Annotated in this window: 19 protein-coding genes and 2 tRNA genes; 14 read left to right on the plus strand and 7 right to left on the minus strand. The window is 57.6% G+C overall.

The annotated features are described in order from the left end of the window. Positions 1-58 precede the first annotated feature (58 nt). Positions 59-979: a tRNA pseudouridine(38-40) synthase TruA gene (gene truA / locus NBH13_RS03660; protein WP_250778989.1), complete on the plus strand. Its 921-nt coding sequence runs from the start codon at positions 59-61 to the stop codon at positions 977-979. 425 nt (positions 980-1,404) lie between these two features. On the opposite strand, the gene NBH13_RS03665 is transcribed toward truA, so the two are convergent. Next, positions 1,405-1,490, minus strand: a tRNA-Ser gene (locus NBH13_RS03665). A 209-nt stretch (positions 1,491-1,699) separates the two neighbouring features. Continuing rightward, positions 1,700-2,509, minus strand: coding sequence for a hypothetical protein (locus NBH13_RS03670; RefSeq protein WP_180753660.1), 810 nt, complete (start codon positions 2,507-2,509; stop codon positions 1,700-1,702). A gap of 152 nt (positions 2,510-2,661) precedes the next feature. Here NBH13_RS03670 and nusA point away from each other — a divergent pair, with 152 nt between their 5' ends. The 5 genes from nusA to ribF all read left to right on the plus strand — a co-directional run bounded on the left by nusA (position 2,662) and on the right by ribF (position 9,730). Continuing rightward, positions 2,662-3,714, plus strand: coding sequence for a transcription termination factor NusA (nusA, locus tag NBH13_RS03675; RefSeq protein WP_099570951.1), 1,053 nt, complete (start codon positions 2,662-2,664; stop codon positions 3,712-3,714). 213 nt (positions 3,715-3,927) lie between these two features. Further along, on the plus strand, positions 3,928-6,768 hold the full coding sequence (gene infB, locus NBH13_RS03680; RefSeq protein WP_250778991.1) for a translation initiation factor IF-2: 2,841 nt from the start codon (positions 3,928-3,930) through the stop codon (positions 6,766-6,768). Positions 6,769-6,903: 135 nt separating this feature from the next. After that, a complete protein-coding gene (gene rbfA, locus NBH13_RS03685; protein ID WP_039197164.1) occupies positions 6,904-7,407 on the plus strand; it encodes a 30S ribosome-binding factor RbfA in 504 nt (167 codons plus the stop codon). Next, the gene (gene truB, locus NBH13_RS03690) at positions 7,391-8,455 is read left to right on the plus strand and encodes a tRNA pseudouridine(55) synthase TruB (RefSeq protein WP_099570949.1); all 1,065 of its coding nucleotides are present in this window, start codon (positions 7,391-7,393) and stop codon (positions 8,453-8,455) included. The genes rbfA and truB overlap by 17 nt, the downstream gene beginning before the upstream one ends. A gap of 48 nt (positions 8,456-8,503) precedes the next feature. Further along, a complete protein-coding gene (gene ribF, locus NBH13_RS03695; protein WP_099570948.1) occupies positions 8,504-9,730 on the plus strand; it encodes a bifunctional riboflavin kinase/FMN adenylyltransferase in 1,227 nt (408 codons plus the stop codon). Positions 9,731-9,928: 198 nt separating this feature from the next. On the opposite strand, the gene radA is transcribed toward ribF, so the two are convergent. Further along, complete coding sequence (gene radA / locus NBH13_RS03700) at positions 9,929-11,347, minus strand: DNA repair protein RadA (protein WP_250778993.1); 1,419 nt, start codon at positions 11,345-11,347, stop codon at positions 9,929-9,931. Positions 11,348-11,475: 128 nt separating this feature from the next. On the opposite strand from radA, the gene NBH13_RS03705 reads away from it, so the two are divergent. Together NBH13_RS03705 and NBH13_RS03710 are read left to right on the plus strand one after the other, a co-directional pair. Further along, positions 11,476-12,105, plus strand: a complete 630-nt coding sequence (locus tag NBH13_RS03705; protein ID WP_250778995.1) for a hypothetical protein — start codon at positions 11,476-11,478, stop codon at positions 12,103-12,105. A gap of 202 nt (positions 12,106-12,307) precedes the next feature. Further along, on the plus strand, positions 12,308-12,397 hold the full coding sequence (locus tag NBH13_RS03710) for a 30S ribosomal protein bS22 (RefSeq protein WP_004268639.1): 90 nt from the start codon (positions 12,308-12,310) through the stop codon (positions 12,395-12,397). A gap of 217 nt (positions 12,398-12,614) precedes the next feature. On the opposite strand, the gene rpiA is transcribed toward NBH13_RS03710, so the two are convergent. Next, positions 12,615-13,313, minus strand: a complete 699-nt coding sequence (gene rpiA, locus NBH13_RS03715; RefSeq protein ID WP_099570946.1) for a ribose-5-phosphate isomerase RpiA — start codon at positions 13,311-13,313, stop codon at positions 12,615-12,617. Positions 13,314-13,487: 174 nt separating this feature from the next. Continuing rightward, positions 13,488-14,768, minus strand: coding sequence for a ribonuclease H family protein (locus tag NBH13_RS03720; RefSeq protein ID WP_250778997.1), 1,281 nt, complete (start codon positions 14,766-14,768; stop codon positions 13,488-13,490). Between NBH13_RS03720 and NBH13_RS03725 the strand changes: the two genes are divergently transcribed. Then, the gene (locus NBH13_RS03725) at positions 14,767-14,979 is read left to right on the plus strand and encodes a hypothetical protein (protein WP_250778999.1); all 213 of its coding nucleotides are present in this window, start codon (positions 14,767-14,769) and stop codon (positions 14,977-14,979) included. The two genes, NBH13_RS03720 and NBH13_RS03725, sit on opposite strands and share 2 nt — an antisense overlap. Before the next feature lie 307 nt (positions 14,980-15,286). On the opposite strand, the gene pgm is transcribed toward NBH13_RS03725, so the two are convergent. After that, positions 15,287-16,963 (minus strand): phosphoglucomutase (alpha-D-glucose-1,6-bisphosphate-dependent), encoded by a 1,677-nt coding sequence (gene pgm / locus NBH13_RS03730; RefSeq protein WP_003835538.1) that lies wholly within the window; start codon positions 16,961-16,963, stop codon positions 15,287-15,289. A 321-nt stretch (positions 16,964-17,284) separates the two neighbouring features. Here pgm and NBH13_RS03735 point away from each other — a divergent pair, with 321 nt between their 5' ends. Beyond that, entirely contained in the window at positions 17,285-19,375 is a 2,091-nt protein-coding gene (locus NBH13_RS03735) for a glucose PTS transporter subunit IIA (protein ID WP_099570943.1), read from the plus strand. A gap of 27 nt (positions 19,376-19,402) precedes the next feature. Further along, the gene (locus NBH13_RS03740; RefSeq protein ID WP_250779001.1) at positions 19,403-20,269 is read left to right on the plus strand and encodes a PRD domain-containing protein; all 867 of its coding nucleotides are present in this window, start codon (positions 19,403-19,405) and stop codon (positions 20,267-20,269) included. A gap of 57 nt (positions 20,270-20,326) precedes the next feature. On the opposite strand, the gene NBH13_RS03745 is transcribed toward NBH13_RS03740, so the two are convergent. Then, entirely contained in the window at positions 20,327-21,439 is a 1,113-nt protein-coding gene (locus NBH13_RS03745) for a diacylglycerol/lipid kinase family protein (RefSeq protein WP_180753350.1), read from the minus strand. 129 nt (positions 21,440-21,568) lie between these two features. Here NBH13_RS03745 and serS point away from each other — a divergent pair, with 129 nt between their 5' ends. The 3 genes from serS (at position 21,569) to NBH13_RS03760 (ending at position 24,307) form a co-directional block, all read left to right on the plus strand. Beyond that, the gene (serS, locus tag NBH13_RS03750; protein ID WP_099570940.1) at positions 21,569-22,855 is read left to right on the plus strand and encodes a serine--tRNA ligase; all 1,287 of its coding nucleotides are present in this window, start codon (positions 21,569-21,571) and stop codon (positions 22,853-22,855) included. A 67-nt stretch (positions 22,856-22,922) separates the two neighbouring features. Further along, a tRNA-Ser gene (locus NBH13_RS03755) sits at positions 22,923-23,007 on the plus strand. A gap of 247 nt (positions 23,008-23,254) precedes the next feature. Beyond that, the gene (locus NBH13_RS03760) at positions 23,255-24,307 is read left to right on the plus strand and encodes an ADP-ribosylglycohydrolase family protein (RefSeq protein ID WP_250779004.1); all 1,053 of its coding nucleotides are present in this window, start codon (positions 23,255-23,257) and stop codon (positions 24,305-24,307) included. Positions 24,308-24,341 lie beyond the last annotated feature (34 nt).

The following is a 24,341-nucleotide window of genomic DNA, read 5'->3' on the forward strand; positions in this document are numbered from 1 at the left end:
CCAGCCTTTTTGTTATGTGTTGTTATGTGTTGCCATGTGTTGTTATGCGCCTTTTGTTATGCTCATTGCCGTGAGATTACGTATCGACTTGGCATATGACGGCACCGATTTTTACGGATGGGCGAAACAGCCTGACATGCGCACCGTGCAAGGTGAGATCGAACGGGTGCTGCATACCATTCTGCGGGTGCCGGAAGGCGACGACAACGAGCCGTTGCGCCTGACCGTCGCAGGTCGTACCGATACCGGCGTGCACGCGTCGCACCAAGTTTGCCATCTCGATATCAATGAAGAGACACTTGCACGTTGCGTCGGGCATATGCAGGTCGAACCGGCGATGGCGTTGACGCGACGACTGCAACGCATGCTGCCGAACGATATTGCCATTCGTTCCATCAAAGAGGCTTCTAAAGGATTCGACGCACGTTTCTCCGCGCTGGAACGCACCTACGTATATCGCATTGCCGACCGATCAAGCGAAATCGATCCACGTACCAGAAATTGCGTGCTTCATATCGACGATGATCTCGACATCGAAGCCATGAACAAGGCTGCTGAAATGACGATCGGTCTGCATGATTTCGGCTCGTTCGCAACTCCCAATCCGGGAGGAACCACCATACGCGAGGTCAAAACCGCGTATTGGAGGCGCATACCGCAGCATCCGCTTATCGACGACGGAAATACGATGGGAGAGCGATATCGCACGCCTGCGGTCGAATCCGGACTGCTGTGCTTCACCATCGTCGCCGACGCATTCGCACGCAATATGGTGCGTTCGTTGGTTAACGGGTGCGTACAGGTCGGTATTGGCAAACGTTCCTTGGATTGGTTCGCCGGAAAAATGGTGACGTCGCTGCGCGAAGGCAGCACCGGCCCGATCGCTCCGCAAGGATTGACGCTCGAACATATCGAATATCCGGAAGACGACCAGCTGGCGATTCGTGCCGAAGCGATTCGTGCGAAGCGCACTTTGTAAGAGCACATACTGTATAGCAGCACAGAAGATCGCACTATACGATCGCACCAGATATCGCATCGCAAAACTGCATCAAGCAATCGCAAGAAAAACGGAAAACGAGATATAGTTCGAAAAGAACACGCGAATCATGCGAAATGCCATGACGACGTTACGTCGTTCTCACGAGTCCGTGACCGAGACGCAATCGTAATAATTCGTTGCATTTTAGGGTAATCGAACGCCAGTACGTCTTCTATCGAGGCTTGAGCGGCCTTAAGACGGGCATGCATTTTCAGGGGTAGAAGAAGTGTGCGACGATGAATGAAGGCATAAAAGTTGCAAATCGCCTGAAGCAATAACCTTGGCTCCTATGTGCTCCTACGTGCCACAGGGCCGTAAGCAATAAAAAAACCGAAGCGCCATTGCTCCGGTTTTTCTGCTTGCGGATAAGGCGAGATTCGAACTCGCGGAGGGGGTTGCCCTCACACGCTTTCGAGGCGTGCTCCTTAGACCGCTCGGACACTTATCCACTGCGCCGCTTGAAAACAAGCAACTTCATTATTTTGCCACAGCTTTGGCGATTGTCAAATCCGGCTATGAGATTTTTGCGATGTCCGCGATTGTTCGGCGTGTCTTGGCTGCATGGATGATGCGTCACGTTGTCAGGCTCGTGGTTGCGTGGGTATCGCGTGAACTGTTGCGTGGATTGGCGCATGTGTTGATGTGTGTTGATGTGCGCTATTCGAACAGTGCCTCGTCGAATGATGGATAGCCCCATGTGAGAGCCAGATCCACACGGTCGGCGATCATGCTGGTAAGTACGCCCAGAGACTGTTGCCTTGAATCATCCGAAGAGTTTTCTGCGGTCATGCGGGATTGTGCTGAGTCACCTGTCGAATTCGAGCTTGATGCGACGGCCGCGATTTCGCTGCGCGCACAATTCATTTCAATGACGGCGTCGGTCGGTGCGAACAATCCAGTTGCGGAATCCACCATGGTGTTGGGATTGGCGAGCAGTTGCGTGACATCATATGTTTTCGCACGATCGTCTTTGGCTCCGGAGAAAGAAATCAGTCGCTGCGAAGTTGTTTTATGACGATCGCTGATATCGAGCGTCGCATGTCCGACGGAACGTGCCGCGAAAACCCCCATCGCAAATCCTGCCTGATCTTCCGCAACGGACATGGCGGAAAGCGAATCCGCGTCAATATCAAACGAATCGATGCCGTCACAACGCGACAGCGTGGGCTGTGCGATGTTGATCGCAAGTCGCGCCGCCATCAAACGGGCAGTGTGACGGGCCTGCGCGCTACGCAACGTGCCGTCGGCGAACCGTGCAGGGCAGTAGGCAGCGGTGTTCGCCCAATCTGAAATCGCCTCCTGTGCGGCGAGATAGCGCATGACGATATGGCGTGACTTGTCTGCCATGATATCGGCGTTGGCAGTCGCGTCGGCATATGCCTTCTCGCAAGGACTTGGCTGCTGTTCCGCTTCGGCGCGGCCAGAGATTCGGGGTGCGGAGCAGGCGGTCAGAGACGCTACAAGCAAGCCTATGCATGCCAAGACGCAGACGCGTCTTGAGGTCGACGAGACCGAGGGGAAAAGAGGGGAACGTGTCTGCATGAAATATTAGACTAATAGTCGACTGTGACCATTGGGCCGAGCGCTCGGAATAACTTCATATAGGAGGTCTTGGAAGTATGGAACTGGACCTGGCAGGAATGCACCAGCTCGCAGCTGGGCAGGGAATCGATCCCGAGACGCTGGATGCCGCACTCTCGGAAGCGTTGCGACTGGCATATCTGAAAACGCCGCACGCGGCGAAGCATGCTCGTGTGGAGCTTGATCCGCGTGCCGGAAGCTTTACTGTTTGGGCTCAGGATGAGATTCCGGTCGAACCGACCGAGGATAATCCTTACCCTGCGCCGACTCTGGGCGAGGAATATGATGACACTCCGCGTGACTTTGGCCGCTTGGCCGCAGCCACCGCGCGTCAGGTCATCGGCCAGCTGTTCCGCAAGGCCGAGGACGACAAGGTGTTCGGCGCGTTCTCAGGGCAGAAAGGCAAGCTGATCACCGGTATCGTGCAGCAGGATGTGAAGGATACCTCCAATGTGCACGTGGCCGTTGGCGATGTCGAAGCGTTGCTGCCCCGCCGTGAGCAGGTGCCGGGAGAACGTTACCGCCACGGTGAGCGCATTCGCGTATATGTGGTGAATGTTGCACGTGGTCTCAAGGGGCCGGAAATCGTAGTGTCCCGCTCCCATCCGGAGCTGGTTCGCCGCCTGTTCGAGCGTGAGGTTCCGGAACTGGTTTCCGGCGCCGTGTCGATTATGGCTATTGCTCGTGAGGCCGGCGCCCGCACCAAGATCGCGGTACGAGCTAATACCGAAGGCGTCAATCCGAAGGGTGCCCTGATCGGCCCCGGCGGCGCTCGCGTGCGTGCGGTGATGGAGAATCTCGGACCGGAAAAGATTGATATCGTCGACTGGTCTGCCGATCCGGCGAAGTTCGTCGCTGCGGCGCTGTCTCCGGCGGTCGCCACCGGTGTGCAGGTGATCAGCGAGAAGAACCAGACCGCAATCGCCTTCATCCATGATGATCAGCTGTCTCTTGCCATCGGCAAGGAAGGCCAGAACGCACGTTTGGCCGCCAAACTGACCGGATGGAAGATCGGCATCGAATCCGCCGAGGCACACGCCAAGAAGATGGCCGAAGCGCAGGCTTCGACCAGCGAGGAAACCGCCGAATAACCAACACTTTCAGCAACGGCAAGCCCGTGGGGATTCAATCCACGGGCTTGAGTATGCTGGACTCGATAATCCAAAGCGTGGGGGTTCATGCCGTCATGCCCAGGGAAAAGACGAGGTATCACGAACATGGTTGCACGATGAGAAGGAACAAGCTCGCCGTGAATCAGTAGCGGTCGCGCTCGTATGCGCGCGGCCCAAGATAGGAGAAATTGAGTGCCGAAAGCACGCGTATATGAACTTGCCAAGGAACTTGGCGTTGACAGCAAGACTGTTTTGAACAAACTTGAGGCGATGGGCGAATTTGTGAAGTCTGCATCGTCCACCGTTGAACCTCCGGTTGCCCGTAAGCTGAGGAATGCTTTCGCTTCCAACGCGAAGGGCAACGCATCCGAATCCAAGAAGCCTGCGGCTCCGGCCAAGAAGCCGGCTGCCCCCGCAGCTTCGCCCACTCCTGCGCCTCGCGCCACCCCGGCTGCTCCCGCGGCATCCGCGGCAAAGCCTTCCGCTCCAAAGCCGGCACGTCCTACCGCATCCAAGTCCGAAGCTTCGAAGCCCGGGCAGCGTATGCCTCGTCCGGGTGATTCCCGCCAGCATGGCAATCGCGCCAACGGCAACGCCCCGCGTCCGCAGGGCGAACGCCGTCAGGGCGGCAAGCCAGCTCCGGTTCCGGGACCTCGCGCACAGCGCAACAATACCAATGCTTCGCAGGGCGGCAATGGCAACAATGCCGCCAATGGTGCGAAGCCGCACACTCCGGGTCCGCGTCCGGGCAACAATCCGTTCAGCCGCAAGCAGGGCATGCACACCCCAACACCGGGTGACATTCCGCGTCCGCATCCGATGAACCGTCCGAACGCCAACAACAATGGCGAAGGCCGTCGTGGCGGCCGCCCGGGGCAGGGTGGCGGCCAGCGTGGTGGTTTCCGCGGTCGTCCGGGTCAGGGCGCCGGTGCGAAGCCGGGCCAGTGGGGCCAGCATCGTCCGGGGCAGGGTGGCGGTCAGCGCCCTGCAGGCGGTGGTAACCGTTTCGGTGGCGGTTCCAATGCCAACGGCGGCGGTTTCCAGGGCGGTAATAGCGCTCCGAGCAACGGTCCAGCACGCGGCGGCGGTCGCGGTCGCGGCGGTGCTGCGGGCGCATTCGGACGTCAGGGCGGCAAGTCCTCGAAGGCCCGTAAGAATCGTCTGGCAAAGCGTCAGGAATTCCAGGAGATGAAGGCCCCGGTCATCGGCGGCGTGCGCATTCCTACTGGCAACGGCCAGACCGTTCGTCTGCGTCAGGGCGCATCCCTCGCCGATTTGGCCGAAAAGATCAACGTCAATCCGGCTGCTTTGGTCACCGTGCTCTTCCATCTTGGTGAGATGGCCACGGCAACCCAATCCTTGGACGAGTCCACCTTCCAGATCCTCGGCGAGGAAATCGGCTGGGATATCAAGATCGTGTCTGCCGAAGAGGAAGACAAGGAGCTGCTGCAGCAGTTCGACATCGACTTGGATGAGGAAGAACTGCAGGAGGATGAGGATCTGAAGCCGCGTCCGCCGGTCGTTACCGTGATGGGCCACGTCGATCATGGTAAGACCCGACTGCTCGACACCATCCGCCGTACCAACGTCATCGCACGTGAGGCCGGTGGCATCACCCAGCGTATCGGTGCATACCAGGTGACCGTCGATCTTGAGGGCGAACCGCGTAAGATCACGTTCCTTGATACCCCAGGCCACGAAGCCTTCACCGCCATGCGTGCCCGTGGCGCCGAGCTCACCGACGTCGCGATTCTTGTGGTCGCGGCGGATGACGGCGTGATGCCGCAGACCGTGGAAGCCATCAACCACGCGCAGGCAGCCAACGTGCCGATCGTGGTAGCCGTCAATAAGATCGATAAGCCGGGAGCGAACCCCGACAAGGTCCGCGGCCAGCTCACCGAATACGGTCTCGTGCCGGAAGAATACGGTGGCAACACCATGTTCGTCGACATTTCCGCCAAGCAGGGCACCAATGTCGACAAGCTGCTCGAAGCCGTGCTTCTTACCGCCGATGCTGAGCTTGATCTGCGTGCCAACCCGGATATGGACGCTCGCGGTGCCACCGTGGAAGCTCGACTCGACAAGGGCCGTGGTGCCGTGGCGACCGTGCTTGTTCAGTCCGGTACGCTGCACATCGGCGACTCCATCGTCGCTGGCACCTCCTACGGACGTGTCCGCGCCATGCTTGACGAGAACGGCAACCATATGAAGGAAGCCGCGCCGTCCACTCCGGTGCAGGTGCTTGGCTTGACCTCCGTGCCGACCGCAGGCGACCTGTTCCTGGTGGCCTCCGACGACCGTACCGCACGCCAGATCGCCGAGAAGCGTCAGGCCACCGAACGTGCCGCCCAGCTGGCCAAGCGTCGCAAGGTCGTGTCTCTGGAAAGCCTCAAGGAGCAGTTCGCCAAGTCCGAAGTCGACATGCTCAACATCGTCATCAAGGGCGATTCCTCCGGTTCTGTCGAAGCGCTGGAAGATTCCTTGATGAAGATCGAAGTGTCCGACGAGGTCGGCATCCAGGTGATCCACCGCGGCGTCGGCGCCATCACCCAGAACGACGTCAACCTGGCTACCGTCGACAAGGCCGTCATCATCGGCTTCAACGTTCGCCCGAACCGTCAGGTGGCGGATCTGGCCGAACGTGAAGGCGTGGAAATCAAGTACTACTCGATCATCTACAAGGCCATCGAAGACATCGAGGCATCCCTCAAGGGCATGCTCAAGCCGGAATTCGAAGAGGTCGTCACCTCCCACTCCGAGATCCGCGAAATCTTCCGTTCCTCCAAGTTCGGCAACATCGCGGGTGTCATGGTGCAGGACGGCGAAGTCAAGCGCGGTACGAAGTGCCGTATTCTGCGCAACGGCATCGCAACCGTCAACGATCTTGAGATCTCCTCGCTGCGTCGTTTCAAGGACGACGTCACTTCCGTCAAGGAAGGTTACGAAGCGGGTATCAACCTCGGTTCGTTCAACGATATCGAGCTTGGCGATATTATTGAGACCTTTGAAATGCAGGAAATCGAACGTAAGTAGTCGATTGATTCGAACCAACGATCGATAACAGGAAAGGAACGCCCACAGCTGACATACGGCTGCGGGCGTTCCGCGATACAACAAGAACTTATTTCAAAAACTAAGCTGATACATTCATCTGATTGAAGGACGATAATGGCAGGAACCAATCCTCGCGCCGCACGTATCGCGGCGTTGATCCAACGTGTGATCGCATCCTCCATGGAGGCGCAGCTGCACGACAAGCGTCTCGCAAACGTGACCATCACCGAAGTGCGTGTGACCAATGATCTGCAGATCGCCAAGGTCTACTGGACCCAGCTTGGCCGTGAAGGACACGAGCAGGGTGAACGTCGCCGCGCACAGCAGGCGTTGAACCAGGCCAAAGGCCGTCTGCGTTCCCTCGTGGGTACTAAGGCCGGCCTGCGCCTGACTCCGCAGCTCGAATTCGTGTTTGACGAGGTGCCGGGCGAAGCACATGAGATCGAAGATATTCTCGCCATCGCGCGCAAGCGTGACGAAGAGCTCGCCAAGACCCGCGAAACCGCGCAGTATGCGGGCGAGGCCGATCCGTACAAGCATCCGGAAGAGGATGATGACGATGATTTCGACGATGACGACGTCGAAGTCGAAGATTGGGACGATGACGAAGAAGCCTGAACATTCCGGTCTGCTGGTCATCGACAAGCCGCAGGGCGTCACCAGCCATGACGTGGTCGCGGCCGTACGCGGCGCCCTGCATATGAAGCGAGTCGGGCATGCGGGCACGCTCGATCCGATGGCCACCGGCGTGCTAGTGGTCGGATTCGGCAATGCCACGCGACTGCTCAACTACATTGTCGACCATAACAAAACGTATGAGGCCACCATTCGCCTTGGGCAACGCACCACCACGGACGATGCCGAAGGCGAGCTGCTGCCGGGGGAGCGGACAGCGAGCTTTCCCTCGCGTCAGGCCGTGGAACAGCTGATCGCAGAACGGTTCACAGGGCGTATCGAACAGGTGCCGAACGTCTACTCCGCCATTAAGATCAACGGCCATCGCGCCTACGATCTGGCGCGCGAAGGCAAGGACGTGGAGCTTAAGGCACGCCCTGTGACCATCGAAGAGTTCAACGTGCGGCAGGCGCGTTACGGCTACACGCATAGCGATCATGCCGGCGCGGAACTTGCTGGCGCAATCGTGGACGAGACGGCAGGCGATGGATGGATTGCCGACACCGCACTGCATGAAGACATGCAGCCCGTTATGGAACTCGACGTGACCGTGACCTGTTCCGCAGGTACCTACATTCGCGCGCTCGCACGCGATTTAGGTGAGGAACTCGGGCTGGGAGGCCATCTGACGATGTTGCGGCGCACGCGCGTCGGCAGATTCTCGGTGGATATGCCCAACGTCATGAGCGCCCACGCTGAATCCAAAACATTCACCAATCGTGAAGGCACGGAAGTGACGCGCAATCGTGCGGTACTTGACGATGCCGATCATGCGCTCGATCATGCGCTAGATCCCGTGGCCAGTGCCGCGGCTTCCATGAGTATGCTGGCCGTCAGCGAGCAGGAGGCGGCCGACTTGCGTTTCGGACGCAGAATCGCACATGACATACATACGACCACGGCGGCGTACGTTGAGGAAACCAACGATTTGGTCGCCATCCTTGAACGTGCGAAACGTGGTGAGGCCAAACCTGTCGCGGTATTCAACTGAACCATCCAATCAGACAACAGACACGAATCCATACACAAGAAGGACATGATGAAGACAATCACGCTCACGCCTGATGCCAGTGGCATGGTGGATTGGCCTACACTGAGCAACGATAAGAAATCCGTGGTGACCATCGGTTCGTTCGATGGCATGCATCAGGGCCATCAGGCGGTGATTCGCCGCGTGGTGGAAGTCGCCAAGAAGGAACAGTCCTTCTCCGTGGTGGTGCTGTTCGATCCACGCCCCGCTTTGGTACACGGTTATGCGGCGAAGAACGGTGGTCAGGAGCCGCCGACCGGTATGGCTGACACGCAAGCGCTCACCAGCATGCAGGAGCGTCTTCGCACCATCAACAAGCTGGGAGTGGATTACACGCTCATCGTGCACTACACACTGGCATTCGCGGCGAAATCATACCGATTCTTCCTCGGTCAGATGGTCGGCAAGCTGGGTATGCGCGCCTTGGTGCTCGGTTCCGACGCGGCCATGGGTGCGAATCGCGCCGGAGACGTGAAAGCCATTGAGGATCTCGCGCTCGCTACTGGTGTGTTCCAGCTTGAAGTGGTTGATGATCGAGGTCCCGGAGAGACCCGCGTGCCAGCCAATGCCCAACCGGTTACGCCGACCGGCCATGGCGAGCCGGCAGACCCGCTGGAAGGCGCTTCCAAGGCGGAACGCCGCGCATGGAGCAAGAAGAACCAAGCCAAGCTCGTGCGTGTGTGGAGTTCCACGAATGTGCGTTACCTGCTTGGCCGGGGACGCATCAAGGACGCCGATGCGATTCTGGGGCATCCGCACGCCGTGGAAGGCATTGTGGTGCACGGCGAGGAGCGTGGACGCACCATTGGATTCCCGACGGCGAATTTGAGTGACAATGTTGCCGGTTATCTGCCGGTTGACGGCGTGTATGCGGGTTGGCTCGTTGATTTGGGAGCGAAGACTACGGAGAGCGACCATGCGGAAGCGGCGTCCGATGGTATTTCGCAACAGTTTGACTCGTCTTCCGTTGACGCCCGCCTTGCCGATCATTCGCCATATCGTTGGCCCGCTGCGATTTCCATTGGCACCAAGCCGACCTTCAACGAGGCGACCGGCATGAATGAGCGTGTGGTCGAGGCCTACGCCATCACCGACGATTGGCTTGATTTGTACGATCATCAGGTGCGTGTGGAATTCGCTGGCTTCCTGCGTCCGCAGATCAAGTTCGATTCTGCGCAGGATCTGGTCGACGAGCTGAAGCGCAATGTCGAGGAAACCAAGCGAATTACTGCCTGATTCTAATCGCAATAATAATTACGATAATGACAGTGATTAATGAATGCTGATATTTTCGATAAAAACGTATCAGCATTCAAAAAAATAGTGGGGCTCTTACGTAAGAATCTACGTAAGAGCCCCACTAGTATAGGTTAAAAAAATAACATAATGTATATGCTTCGCGTGCATACATGCGAAAACGGTATGTAGGGTGTGTTATCGCAACATGGCGTCAAGCGCATCCTGCAATGTGTCGACCTGAACGATCGACAATCCGGGAATCGCGATTTCCCTACGTAATGTTGGCACTACAGCGGTGGTGAAGCCAAGACGGGCCGCCTCTCGCAACCGGTATTCCAATCGCGGCACCGGACGCACCTGCCCGGTCAGCGAGATCTCACCGACCGCACATGTGGTGCGACTGATCGCCTTCGATTTCGCGGCGCTCGCCAACGCGCCCACAATCGCCAGATCGCAGCCCGGCTCGCGCGCCTGACCGCCGGCGATCGTGGAAATATACAGGTCGTTTGCCAGAAGATTGACGTTGCCATGCCGGTACAGCACCGCCACCAGCATGGCGATGCGGTTCGCGTCCACGCCATTCGCGGCACGTCTCGGCGTCGGCAGCACGGATTTGGTGACGAGCGACTGCACTTCGATGGGAAGACTGCGATGCCCATCCAATGTGAATGTCACGCACGTGCCCTCCACCGGAGTGGGATTGGCGGAATTGGAAGACGACAGAAAAAGCCCCGACGGGTCCGTCACCTCTTCGATGCCTTCGCCGCTCATATCGAAACAGCCGACCTCATCGGTGGGTCCGAAACGATTCTTCACCGCGCGCAGCATGCGAAGCGCGGTTTCGGCATCCCCTTCGAACTGGCAGACCACATCGACGAGATGTTCCAACGTGCGTGGGCCGGCAATTGAGCCGTCTTTGGTGACATGACCGACTAATAATACCGGAATATCAAGCGTTTTGGCGGTGTCGATCAGCGCGCTCGCCACTTCGCGCACCTGCGTCGACCCTCCAGAAATGCCGTCGACTTCCTGCGAGACGATGGTCTGTGCGGAATCGACGATGGCCAGCGCAGGCTTGTTTTGCTCGATCAGTCCAAGCACGGTCGACAGGTCGGTGGTGGCGGCCAGTAGCAGATTCGGCTCGACTGCGCCTATTCGTGAGGCCCGCATGCGCACCTGCGCTTGCGATTCCTCACCGGAAATATACAGCACCGTGTTGCGTTCCGGTTGTGCCGCGCAAAGACGGGCCACGTTGCCGGCGGTTTCCAGCAGCAGCGTCGATTTGCCGATGCCCGGTTCACCTGCGATGAGCGTTACGGAGCCGGGTACAATGCCGCCGCCGAGTATGCGGTTGAATTCCGTGAAACCCGTGCTGATTCTGGAAATGTTTTCCGTGCCGATTTCCGTGATGGGCTTCGCGGCGGAAGCAGGCACCGCATGTGATTGCGTGCGCGATGTGCGCCCGGGGGCTGCGGTGCGTTTCGAAGCGGCGGGACGGGCCTCATGAAATTCCTCGATGGTGCCCCATTGGCCGCATTCGGGGCAGCGGCCCAGCCATTTCGGGCCGTTCCAACCGCATTCGGAGCATACAAATTGTGAGGACGTCTTTGCCATACCGCCGACAATACGGATATTTTGAGACAAGCGTTCGCCGCGATGTTAAGGGGGGTGTTGATGCGGGAGTGCTGCGTGATTGCGTATCCCGGCTTTGAGCGTCTTACGGATGTGAAAGAATAACAGCCATGTCTAATACGCAAACTTCCTCTTCCCATGGCAAGCTGATTGTGGCTGTCGTTGCCGCCGCTTTGGTGGTTGTACTCGCTTTGGTATCCGCTTTTATTTGGCCCGGCTGGGCGTTGAACAGGGGTGACGAGGCGGGATCCCAAGGCGCCACTACCTCTCAGGGAGCGTCGCAGGATGCCTCTGAGCCGACTACGCCGTCCATCGACGCGGTGGCTTTGCCGGATGGTGCCAGCGAACTGCTGAAGGCCATGCCTGATTCCGTACTGAATTTCGCACGTACCAAGGCCGATGCCAGCACTTCCTGGAGTGGCGCGTCTCCGGTTGAGGAGTACACGTTGACGTATTCAACTGGCACGGACGGTCAGGAAGTCACTCTTGAAGTGGCACAGTGGTCCCAAGACGAGGATGCGCAAAGCCAGTACGACAATCTGACCGGCGCCATGACCGGCAAGGAGCTGGGCAGCGGCAATGTGAAGGTTTCCGGTGAGGCTACCGGCGCCTACAGTGCCAAAACCGATCCGAACGATGAGACCAAGGCCATTGCCGTCTGGCGTAACGATACCGTAGTGTTCCAAGCCACTGGTGCCAAGGATTCGGTGCAGCGCTTCTACCAGCAGTTTCCGCTGTGACATTTGGTGGTCGGATACTAGACTCGCATGATGCACGCATGATTCTGTCGTGTCCTATGAGGGTTGTGGTTGATCTGATTTTCCAATAAGAAGGTGCGTGCTTCCACCATGTGAATGCGGTTGTGCGCGTTCGTCCCCGAAGCAGTGTAGTATTGGGCAAGTTGCAAACTTTTACCCTTTGAGTTTAAGAACGGAGGCTGAGATGGGCTCGGTCATCAAGAAGCGCCGCAAGCGCATGAGCAAGAAGAAGCACCGCAAACTGCTTCGTAAGACTCGCCACCAGCGCAAGTAGTCTTCAGGCGCGGTTGAAGCGTCGCTTAAACAAAATCCCGCATATCTTTTCTGATATGCGGGATTTTTGCATATCTCAAGGAAATAAACGAAAATCACGAAAACGAAGTCACAGGCAAAATGCAACATCAAAGTCAATAAATGCAAATGAGGCTGTGCGTTCGATGTGAACGCACAGCCTCATAAGGGTTCGCGGAACTTCCTCTACTGCTCTAATCTCACTTGTTGGAGTTGGTGAGCACGCGCGGGCCGTTCGGATCGCCTACGATGACCTGATCCACCATGTGCAGGAACAGGCCGTGCTCCACCACGCCGACGGTGTTGATGAGGTCTTCGGCCAGAGCTTCCGGGTGTTCGATGCACTCGAGGTGCAGGTCGACCACATAGTTGTTTTCGTCGGTACGTACCGGATGACCTTCGGCGTCGAGGCGCAGCACCGGCTTGTAGCCGCGTGCTTCGAACTTCTTGACGACCTGGCCTGCGCCGAACGGAATCACCTCGACCGGCAGTGGGAACTTGCCAATGGTGTCGACGACCTTGGATTCGTCCACGATCCACACGATCTTGTTGGAGTTGGTGGCCACGATCTTCTCCCACAGCAGGGCAGCGCCGCCGCCCTTGATGCCGTTGAAGTTCTTGTCGACCTCGTCGGCGCCGTCAATGGTCACGTCGATGTGATCAACGTCATCGATGTCGACGATCTTGATGCCGTAGCCTTCGGCCTGCTCCTGGGTGCGGCGAGAAGTGGTCACGCCGGTGAACTCCAGGCCTTCCTCCTGCACGCGGCGACCGAGCTCGTCGACCAGGAAACGCACGGTCGAGCCGGTGCCCAGACCTGCGATCATGCCGTTCTGAATCAGCTTGGCAGCTTCGATGCCGGCTGCTTTCTTCAATGCGTCCTGCTGTGCCTTGTCCATGATCCTCCTTCGATATGGGGTTAAGACCGTCTCCATATTATCGGATGTGTTGATTTTTGTACGTTTGTCGACATGTCTTGGCCGATGATGTGCAATCAATTGCTGGCAAATGTTTTCACGAGGTGTTTCACGCGCTTTTTTGGATGGGGATATGGGTTTCGGTGTGCGATTCCACTAATTGTGTTTGACTGCGAACGGCGCGTCCTCCAATACCAGTGTGCCATCGCCCTGCACATACCCTTCCACCGCGATGTAGCCGCAAATACGGCGGAGTCCGCCGTCGAACGTCGGACTGGAATTTGGCGGGGGAGTGAAACGAATGGTGCCCGACACCGACAGTCCCGAAGGGCTTTTCCGGCGTGGTTGCTGGGATTGTTGCGGTTGCGTCGCCGATTGTGGTGCGCCTGCTTGCGATTCCTGTGTTTCTGGTGATTTCAGGGAGTCGACGATTTCATCAGACTGCGTCGCCGATTGCTCGGATTGCGTTGGCTGCGCCGTTCCGTCGGATGCATTTTCTGCGTCTTCACGCGGGAAATAATCCGTTTTGATCAGCATTTCCGCATATGATTTGTGCGGTGCAGTGGTATCGGATGGCGTGGAGTCGAACGTCGCGGTATCGGATGGCGTGGAGTCGGATGCGGTCGTGGCAAGCACGGTGGTCGGTTCCAGCATTTTGTCGGATTCTGCCGTCATTCCGTTTGGGGGCAACGGCAACGTCGCCTCGTCGGGTGCGGGGTAGCCTTCGGACTCCACCAGCATGTCCGCTATGGAACGCGGCCGCGGTTCCGGATCGGACACATCCATCAGAACGTCGGTCGGAGAACCGCCGGCGGATTCGCCCTGTCCACGTCCGATATGGTATTCGTCCGAAGTGATTTTGCCGTCGAGCAGCATCTGGGCATCGTCGGGAACATCGGTGCCTTGCGAGTATTCGGAAGCCAGCAGCGATTGCCAGCCCTCCAAAGGAAGATATCCTTCGCGAACCTTCGAACGGCAATCGCCGGCATAAGTGCGCGCAAGCTCATCCACCTTCTCGTTGCCCGCATTGCCGGCATGGCCCTTGACCCATACGAATTTCACCGATCCAGGACGTTTGGAAATCTCGGCGTCGATTGCGCGAATCAAATCCGCGTTCTTCACCGGCTTCTTCTGCGAGTTCTTCCAGCCGTTCTTCTTCCAGCCATGTACCCACGTGGTGGAACAGTTGATCGCATACTGCGAATCGGTTTCGATCACCAACGGTTCGGAACCGGGATGCGCGCGCAACGCCTCCAACACCGCGCACAGTTCGCCGATCTGGTTGGTGCCGTTCGTTGCTCCACCGGCGTCGCAATCACCTTCATGGTGGTGTCCCGGCTTGCCGCCCGTCGCGAGTTCGTGATCGGCCCAACCCCAACCCATCGGACCATTCGGATTACCCAAAGCGGAACCGTCTGTAGAAACCGTAATCGTCATGTCTCTACCCTACGAAAGCCGCAAGACGCCTATCATACGGAACGAATCGCGTCTGACGGGCGAACAATCAGTCATCCAAACACAGCATGACGGAAGTGCGGAACGGTGTGCCGTCATAATCGAACGACGTCGTGCCGTGATGCTGTTCGTATGGCTTCGTTTGAAATATTCCGTGCACATGACGGCCATCGGTTGGCGTTCGGCGTCATAGTCTTCGACAATGGCGATGCGCATCGTTCACCTCCCATGCAGATTTCCCATGCAGATTGGCGGGGTCTCTGGGCTGAGCGTTGCGTCGTCATCAGTCAAGCGGAATGCGAAGCGGGGCAGTAGGAAGACGGTCGCGTGCGCTTCATGCCAGAATTTGACGTTTCATGCCATATTGCGATTCGTATTTGGTTGATTTGTATTTGGCTGGATATGCGAGAAGCCCACCTTCTTCTCGAAAAGAAGGCGGGCTTCCCGATGGATTTTACGAATGATTGGCGAACGGCTGGATTATGCCGATTCGCCGATTATCACTCGGCCAAGGCTTTGTCCACGACTTCGGTGGCTTCGGCGAGCACCTTGTCGAGGGCCTCCGGGGATTCGAAGGACTCGGCGTACACCTTGTAGATGTTTTCGGTGCCGGATGGGCGTGCCGCGAACCAGTTGTTCTTGGTAGTGACCTTCAGGCCGCCGATCTTGGCGTTGTTGCCCGGAGCTTCGGTGAGTTTGGCGGTGATGTCTTCGCCGGCCAGCGTGGTGGCAGCAACGTCGTCGCCAGAAAGCTTGGCAAACTTCTGCTTCTGCTCCAACGTGGTCGGGGTATCGATGCGCTTGTACCAGCTTTCGCCGAAGCGTTCCACCTGCTCCTGATGCAGCTGTGCCGGGTTCTTGCCGGTCTTGGCGGTGATTTCCGCAGCCAGCAGATCCGGGATCAGACCGTCCTTGTCGGTGGTCCACACGCGGCCGTCCTTGCGCAGGAAGCTCATGCCGGAGCTCTCTTCGCCGCCGAAGGCGACTTCGCCCTTGAACAGCGGGTCGACGAACCACTTGAAGCCGACCGGAACCTCAACGAGCTTGGCGTCGATGGAAGCGGCCACGCGGTCGATCAGGGAGGAGGAGACCAGCGTCTTGCCGATGCCGGCGCCTTCCGGCCAACCCGGGCGATTGCCGCCGAACAGATACTCCACGCACACGGCGATGTAGTGGTTCGGGTTCATGACGCCCCAGTTCGGGCATACGATGCCGTGGCGGTCGGCATCCGGATCAGTGCCGCCGACCAGGTCGTACTTGTCCCAAGCGCCGTTGTTGAGGGAATCGACCAGACCCTTCATGGCGTACGGGGAGCTCGGATCCATGCGGATCTTGCCGTCGTGGTCGATGGTCATGAAGCTCCAGGTCGGGTCGACCTGCGGGCGCACCACGTCGATGGTCAGGTTGAACTTCTCGTTCATCAGCGGCCAGTAGTTGACGGAAGCGCCGCCGAGCGGGTCGATGCCCAGACGCACGCCGGAGGAACGGATCACGTCGAAGTCGATGACGTTCTCCAGATCTGCGACGTAGTGCTCACGGAAGTCGAAGCGCTCGACCAGATCGGACTTGACGGCCTGTTCGAACGGAACGCGCTTGATGTTCTTGAAATCGCCGAGTAGCTCGTTGGCGCGGTCTGCGATGGCGTTGGTGACGTCAGCCGGAGCCGGGCCGCCGGTGACCGGATCGTACTTGAAGCCGCCATCGGTCGGCGGGTTGTGCGACGGGGTCACGACGATGCCGTCGGCCAGGCCTTCGCCGGTGAAACGCTGCGTGCCGTCCGCTGCGCGGTTATGGGTCAGGATGGCCTGAGACACAACCGGGGTCGGAGTGAAGTCGTCTCGGGAGTCAATGCGCACGGTCACGCCGTTGGCGACGAGCACTTCGATGGCGGTCTTCCAAGCTGGCTCGGACAGGGCGTGGGTGTCGCGGCCGATATACAGCGGGCCGGTTACGCCAGCCTTCTTGCGATATTCGGCGATGGCCTGGGTGATGGCCACGATGTGGGCCTCGTTAAACGAGGTTTTCAGGGACGAGCCACGATGTCCGGAGGTGCCGAAGGAGACACGCTGCTCGGGAACGTTGGGATCGGGGACGACGTCATAGTACTTGCCGATGACCTCGTCGACATTGATTAGATCTGCTGGGGTGGCGGGCATTCCCGCATTGTTTGCAACCATAGCCACTATTCTGCCACGCTTTTGCTGCGAATGTGCGTAATTGTCCCATTATGTGCGATGAATACGTTATCTGTTTATTGCATGTTTGGATGTAAATATAAGAATTTTCGCTAGTGATGGATTGTGTTCTCGGTTGATTTGCGCAATGTCAGATGATGGTGTATAGTTTTATGCTATTCGACTGAAGCAGGGTTGCTAGTCAACATAATGACGCAAGACCTGAGATGTGGCTTAACCATAGCCATATCTCAGGTCTTTTTTGTTGCCCGAAGCAGTGTTGCTTGGATCGAATCGGTTGTAAGGGAAAGAAAGGAAAACAGGATGGCTGGCTCACTTGCATCGCAGATCATCACTGCAATCGGTGGTCCTGAAAACGTTCGCAGCCTGACGCATTGTGCCACTCGACTGCGCTTTGAATTGGTTGACGCATCCAAGGTCGATCAGAACGGTCTCGAGCACATGCAAGGCGTGCTCGGTGCGGTGCCGCAGAGCGGTGACCGTTTCCAGGTCGTCATCGGCGGTGGCGTTGCCACCGTGTACGAAAACATCATGCATCTGCCTGAAATGGCCGGTGTCGGTGGTGCCTCCGCATCCAGCGATGGTCAGAAGAGCAATGCCGACGTCAAGGCCGAAGCCCGTTCCAAGGCTCGCGGCAAGGTGGCCTGGCTGGACTCCTTCTTCGAGTATCTCGCCGATTCCTTCCGCCCGATTCTGGGCGTGCTGCTCGGCGCTTCCATCATCATCGCGCTGGTCAATCTGCTTATTTCGCTTAACGTTATTCCGAATGACGAGGCCTCCGCAGGCTGGGTGTTCGTGAAGGCCATCTGGAAGGGTGTGTTCTACTTCCTGCCGATCATGGTCGCCTACAACGCGGCCAAGAAGCTTAAGGTCGACCCATGGCTGGGTGGTGCCATCATGGCCATCCTCATGACCCCGCAGTTCACCGGCTTGATGGACGCCAAGACCACCACGTGCGTGGAGAATGCCGCGCTGGGCACTAAGTCTTGCACGGCCAGCATATTCGGTCTGCCGATGGCATTGAGCGACTATTCCGGCAACGTGTTCGTGCCGCTGCTCATGGCTGCCGTACTTGCTCTCGTCTACCACGGGCTGAAGAGGATCATCCCCGAAAGCGTCCAGCTGGTCTTTGTGCCGTTCTTCTGCCTGATCATCGTTGGCGCACTGACCGCCTTCATCATCGGTCCGATTGGCGTGTGGGTCGGCAACGGTCTCGGCGTCGGCTTGGCCTGGATGAACACCCATGCTCCGTTCATCTTCGCCATCATCATTCCGATGCTGTACCCGTTCCTCGTACCGCTCGGTTTGCACTGGCCGCTCAACGCCCTGATGCTCATGAACATCCAGACTCTCGGTTACGACTTCATCCAAGGCCCGATGGGCGTGTGGAACTTCGCCTGCTTCGGCGCTACGGCTGGTGTGCTCTTCCTTGCTGTGCGTGACAAGGACAAGGACATGCGCCAGACCGCTCTGGGTGCGCTCGCGGCCGGCCTGCTCGGTGGCGTTTCCGAACCGTCCCTGTACGGCATTCACCTGCGTTACAAGCTCATCTACAAGCGCATGCTGGTGGGCTGCGGTCTCGGTGGCGTCGTCATCGCCATCCTTGGTTGGCTCTTCCCGTCCGTCACCGCCGCCGGCCAGACCGTGCATGGCGTGACCACCACTGCCTTCGCATTCACTTCGCTGCTGACCATTCCGGTCTTCAACCAGATGTGGGTGTATGCAGTGTCCATCGCCGTGTCCTTCCTCACCTCCTTCCTGCTGATCATCACCTTCGACTACCGCACTCCGGAGCAGAAGGCTGAAGTGCTGGCCCGCAAGTCCGCCAATCAGAAGGACGCTGTCTCGTCGGTCGAAGCCAAGGGCGCCGCTCCGGCTGCTGCCACTGCGACTGCCACTGCTGCCGCTACCAAGACCGAAGCCCCGGCTGCTGCTGCCGCCACCGACGAAGTGAACGCTCCGGTCGCAGGCCATGTGATCTCCCTGGACGAAACCGGCGATCCGGTGTTTGCATCCCGCGCACTAGGCGAAGGCGTCGGCATCCAGCCGGCAGACAGCACTGTCGTAGCGCCGGTATCCGGCGTGCTGCAGACTGTCGCCGAAACCGGTCACGCATTTGGCATCAAAACCGATGATGGCGTGGAAGTGCTCGTGCACGTCGGCATCGACACGGTGAAGATGAACGGCGAAGGCTTCGATGTGAAGGTCAAGGCCAACGAGCACGTAAACGCGGGGGACACCCTCGTTGTCGTTGACTTTGATAAGGTTAAGGAAGCTGGATACAGCACTACCACATTGATGACGGTGCTGAACACAGTGGCCTTCGCGTCCGTCACGCCAAAGACCGGCGTCGACGTCAAGGCCGGTGAGTCGGTGATCGACATTCAGCGCTGACCAATCGCATAGTCGGAAGGGACCGGCGTGGACGTTCTTCGTGTATTCAACAATAATGTCGTACTGGCAAAAGACGGCAATAGTGAGGTGATTCTCACTGGTCGAGGCATAGGCTTCCAAGCCAAGCCCGGCCAGCATGTTGACGACGCGAGGATCGTCCGTCGGTTCGTTCCCGCAGATGGCAAGGATCCCGACCATATGGCCCAACAGGTGGCCGGGATCCCGCCCGAAATCATTCGTCTCGTTACGGACGCCATGAACCGCACAGGTCTGAAGGAACAGGCTGACAGGCAGCCTGCATTGGTTCTGGCATTATCCGACCATATTTGCGGTGCGATTCGTCGATCGCAAAACAAGCAAACAATCGAATATCCATTGGAAGCCGAAGTGCGTTCGCTCTACGCGAGTGAATACGCCAAAGGCAAAGCTCTGGTCGATGCGATGAACACGTACCTGGGCGGCGCCCTGCCGGATTGTGAAGCCGTGGCTTTGGCCTTGCATCTGGTCAATGCAGGCTTCTCCACCGGAGATCTTTCCGCCACATACACCATGACCGGCGTCATCCAGCAAATACTGACGGTCATCGAAGGCTATTACGGCATCAATCTTGACCAGAACAGCGTCAATGTGGCGCGTTTCATCACGCATCTGCGCTATCTTTTCGTGCGCATCCACCAACATGAACAGCTTGATGACGAGCCTGAACCAATCGTGGAATCCATCAAAACCTCATATCCAAAAGCATCGGATTGCGCAAACAAACTCGCGATCATCATCAAAATGCGATTGGATGCAAATCTTTCGCAAGCGGAAATCGCCTATCTTACCTTGCATGTCGCACGAGTGACTTCTCATGCGGCGGAATCGCATGAGAATAACAATATCAATGCATAACCTGCATAAAATGCATAATCGTCGTAATGAATAATTATTGATAATTACGATTAATAGTTACTGATTTACATTGGCAGTATTGTTGTCGGGCGCTTCCGGCACGCGCACGCACAACGACTTACGCTCCACGCTGAAACGAATATGCTGCGTTTCGGGAAGCATATCACCGTCAACCTGCGCCAAAACAGGCTTCTCCAACTTGATTTCCGCGCTGACGCCCTGAATCTGGTCAACCGTGGAATTCGTGGAAAGCGGACTCTGCTGTGCCTTGCCGGTAATCGTCTGATGCAGCACATCGCCAAACAGATTCGCCCAACCGATCAAACCGCCGGACGTGTCAATAATCTCATAATCGAGGATGCCATCATCGTATACGGCGTCGGGCATGAGTGAAAACACCGGAATCTGACCGCAATTGCCAGCCATGAACGTGCGGAACGTCAGTCCGTGCGTGGTGTGCGTGCTGCCATCCGTGCTGGTGATGGTCACGTCTCCCTTGTACTTCGGGGCGAACAGATTCTTCACGCCCGACACGAAATAGGCGAGCCAGCTGATGTTCTTCTTCAACTCAGGATCGGTGTCATCGATCATCACCGCATCGAATCCGATACCTGCGATAATAAGGAACGCATGGCCATGATCGGCGGTTTCATCATCGAGCAACGTCAAACGGCCGACATCTATCAAACGCGAGCCGTGAGACGTTGCAACGGTCAACGCCGCATCGATATCATCCACGGGAATGCCCATATTGCGGGCAAACAGATTGCCGGTGCCAATAGGGATGATGCCCAGCGCGTGGCCGGTTCCCGAAAGCGCGCTCGCCACCGTGCGCACCGTGCCGTCGCCGCCAACCGCGACCACTACATCGGCGCCATGCTCCAACGCTTCTAACGCGCAGGCGCGACCATCCTTATCAAGCTGTGTTTCGATATATTCGATCTGCGTAAGATGCTTCGCTTCGCAGAACTCCTGAATATGCTGTTTGCGCTGTTCCGCTTGGGGCTTTGACGGATTGATCACGAACGCATAGTGCACCTGATCGTCGTCGCGCTTGTCGAGCTGCTTGGCAAGCCTACGGCGCTTATATTCGCGCACCGCGAAAAAGACGGACGTGCACACCGCTGCGACCGCAAGAACGACAATCACAATGATAACTGGCATAGGCATGTCACCTATTGTTCACGTAAGACGCGAAAAAAGCGAATCAAGCACGATTTATTCGACGATTCCTGCACGTTGTATGCAAAAACGAGAGGCTTGCGGCGAGTGTCGGCTTTCGGCACTAGTCTAGGAATCATGCTTGATATCCAATTCATTCGTGAACATGCTGACGTTGTTAAGGAATCCCAGCGCAAGCGTGGCGAATCGGTCGAACTGGTCGACGAGGTGCTGCGCTCTGACGAGGTTCGTCGTTCCTCTCTGAAGGAATTTGAGGCTGCACGTGCGCAGCAGAAGGAAATTGGCAAGAAGGTCGCCGCGGCTCCGGCCGACGAAAAGGCCAAGTTGATTGCCGAAACCAAGGAACTCTCCCAGAAGGTTTCCGAATACAAGGCCGCAGCGGACGCCGCAGCCGAAAAGTACACCACCGCCATGTGGAAGCTCTCCAACGTGGTTGAGCCGGAAGCTCCGGAAGGCGGCGAAGACGATTACGTGGTGGTCAAGAAGGTTGGCCAGATCCGTGATTTCGCAGCTGAAGGTTTCGAACCGAAGGACCACCTGACCCTCGGTCGCGGCGTTGCCGGCATTGATATGGAACGTGGCGTGAAGGTCGGCGGTTCCCGCTTCTACTTCCTGCGCGGCCAGGTGGCCCGCATGCAGATAGCCATGCTCACCATGGCTGTGGACCAGGCCGAGGAGCATGGCTTCACGCTGGCCATCACCCCGACGTTGGTGCGTCCGGAAGTGATGCGCGGCACCGGCTTCCTCAACTCCCACGCCGACGAAATCTACCGTCTGCGTGAACCTGACGAGCAGTACTTGGTCGGTACCTCCGAAGTGGCGCTCGCAGGTATGCACGAGAACGAGATTCTCGACCTGTCCAACGGTCCGCTGCGCTACTGCGGCTGGAGCTCCTGCTACCGCCGTGAAGCCGGCGCCGCTGGCAAGGATACTTCCGGCATCATCCGCGTGCACCAGTTCGACAAGGTGGAGATGTTCGTCTACACCAAGCAGGAGGACTCCTACAAGGAGCATGAGCACCTGCTGGCCATGGAACAGGAGATGCTCGGCAAGGTTGAGGTGCCGTACCGCATCATCGATACCGCTGCCGGCGATCTGGGCTCTTCCGCAGCACGTAAGTTCGATTGCGAAGCTTGGGTTCCGACCCAGGGCCGCTACCGCGAGCTGACTTCCACCTCCAACTGCACCGAATACCAGGCCCGTCGCCTGAACATTCGCGAACGTATGGAAGATGGAGGCACCCGCGCCGTTTCCACGCTGAACGGTACGTTGGCCACCACCCGTTGGCTGGTTGCTATCCTCGAGAACCACCAGCAGAAAGACGGCTCCATTGTCATCCCGCAGGCCATGCGTGCCTACATGGGTGGCAAGGAAGTCATCGAGCCTACCAAGTGGGAAGCCTGATTCCACAACTTCCTTGCGCTGTGATATATTGACATCTTGTGTGTTGGCAGTGATGTCGACACACAAAGGGTAGGTGTCTGAGCGGTCTAAAGAGACGGTCTTGAAAACCGTTGAGGTGCAAGCCTCCGCGAGTTCGAATCTCGCCTTACCCGCCTACAAGGCTTACTGAGAGCGTCCTAAGCTCCCGGTAAGCCTTTTTCTATTGCTGCAATCCGGACAAACTCCGCCCAAGTTCGGCTCAGCACCGTCCAAGTCTCAATTCTTCCAGTTGCTGGAGGTTTTTCCCGCTGGGGAGCCGTTATACGTTCACTTTCTTCCAGTGACTGGAAGGATTGGGGAGGGATTGTGATGTTGTTCGGTGTACGATCAGGCTGAGTTATGAGAAAGGCTGCTGCGACTATGCGTAAGAATGGGATGCAAATGAAGGACCGGGCGACAGGAGCTATGGCTGGGCTTGCGTTGGGCGATGCGTTGGGAATGCCTACGCAAAGCATGTCGGCCGAGCAGATTCGCCAGTATTACGACGGTCCGATTACGAAACTTATGAATGCCGTGCCGCAGCAGCCAATCGCACCGAATATGAAAGCTGGTGCCGTCACTGACGATACAGAACAGGCTTTCGTACTCGCACAGCGACTTATCGACGATAACGGCTGCATTGATAACACCCGATATGCCCACGATCTGCTGCAATGGGAAGCTGCGATGAAGACCAAAGGATCGCTTGACCTGCTGGGACCTTCCACCAAAGCAGCGCTGCAAAAACTCACCGAAGGCGTAAGTTTGGAAGAAACCGGCCGATTCGGCACCACCAACGGCGGTGCAATGCGTGCCACGCCGGTGGGCATCGCATTCCGTCCCGGCCAAGCGCTCGCCGACGCCGCCTGGCGATCCTGTGTGGTGACGCATAACACGGTGCAGGGCATTGAAGCGACCACTTTGGTGGCTGCGGCGGTGAGCTTTGCTATTGAAGGAGAACGTGACTTTTTGCACCTCGCGGTGGAATTCGTGCAGAAGCTTTCGCAGCGTGGCAATTGGTCGGCAAAGGCTTCGGTGCTTGCGCGTGTGCAGTATTTCATGAATTGGGCCGAAACTGATGGATGCAGGCTCAATGATGACGAATTCGCTGCTGTGCTGCAGCGGGATTGCGGTACCAGCGTGGAGTCGAACGAGTCCGTGGCCGCCGCTTTCGCCATTGCGACGCGTTTTTTTGACGATCCCACGCATGCTTTGTGTTTCGCGGCTTCTGTTGGTGGCGACACTGACACCATTGCGGCTATTGCGGGTGCGATGCTGGGTGCGTGGCATGGTGTGCAAGGTTTCGACGAAACCATGCTTGATCGGGTGCTTTCGCAACTTGATGAAGATAGTCACCTTGATTTGGTCGGCACTGTCACGTCGCTAAGCGCGTTACGTGATGATAGTGCGCTTAATGATGCAAATATCGTTTGATCTGCAGGATCCGTAGTTGGTGAAACTATGGCGG

Source organism: Bifidobacterium intestinale (genome assembly GCF_023656765.1).
Classification (GTDB): Bacteria; Actinomycetota; Actinomycetes; order Actinomycetales; family Bifidobacteriaceae; genus Bifidobacterium; species Bifidobacterium hominis.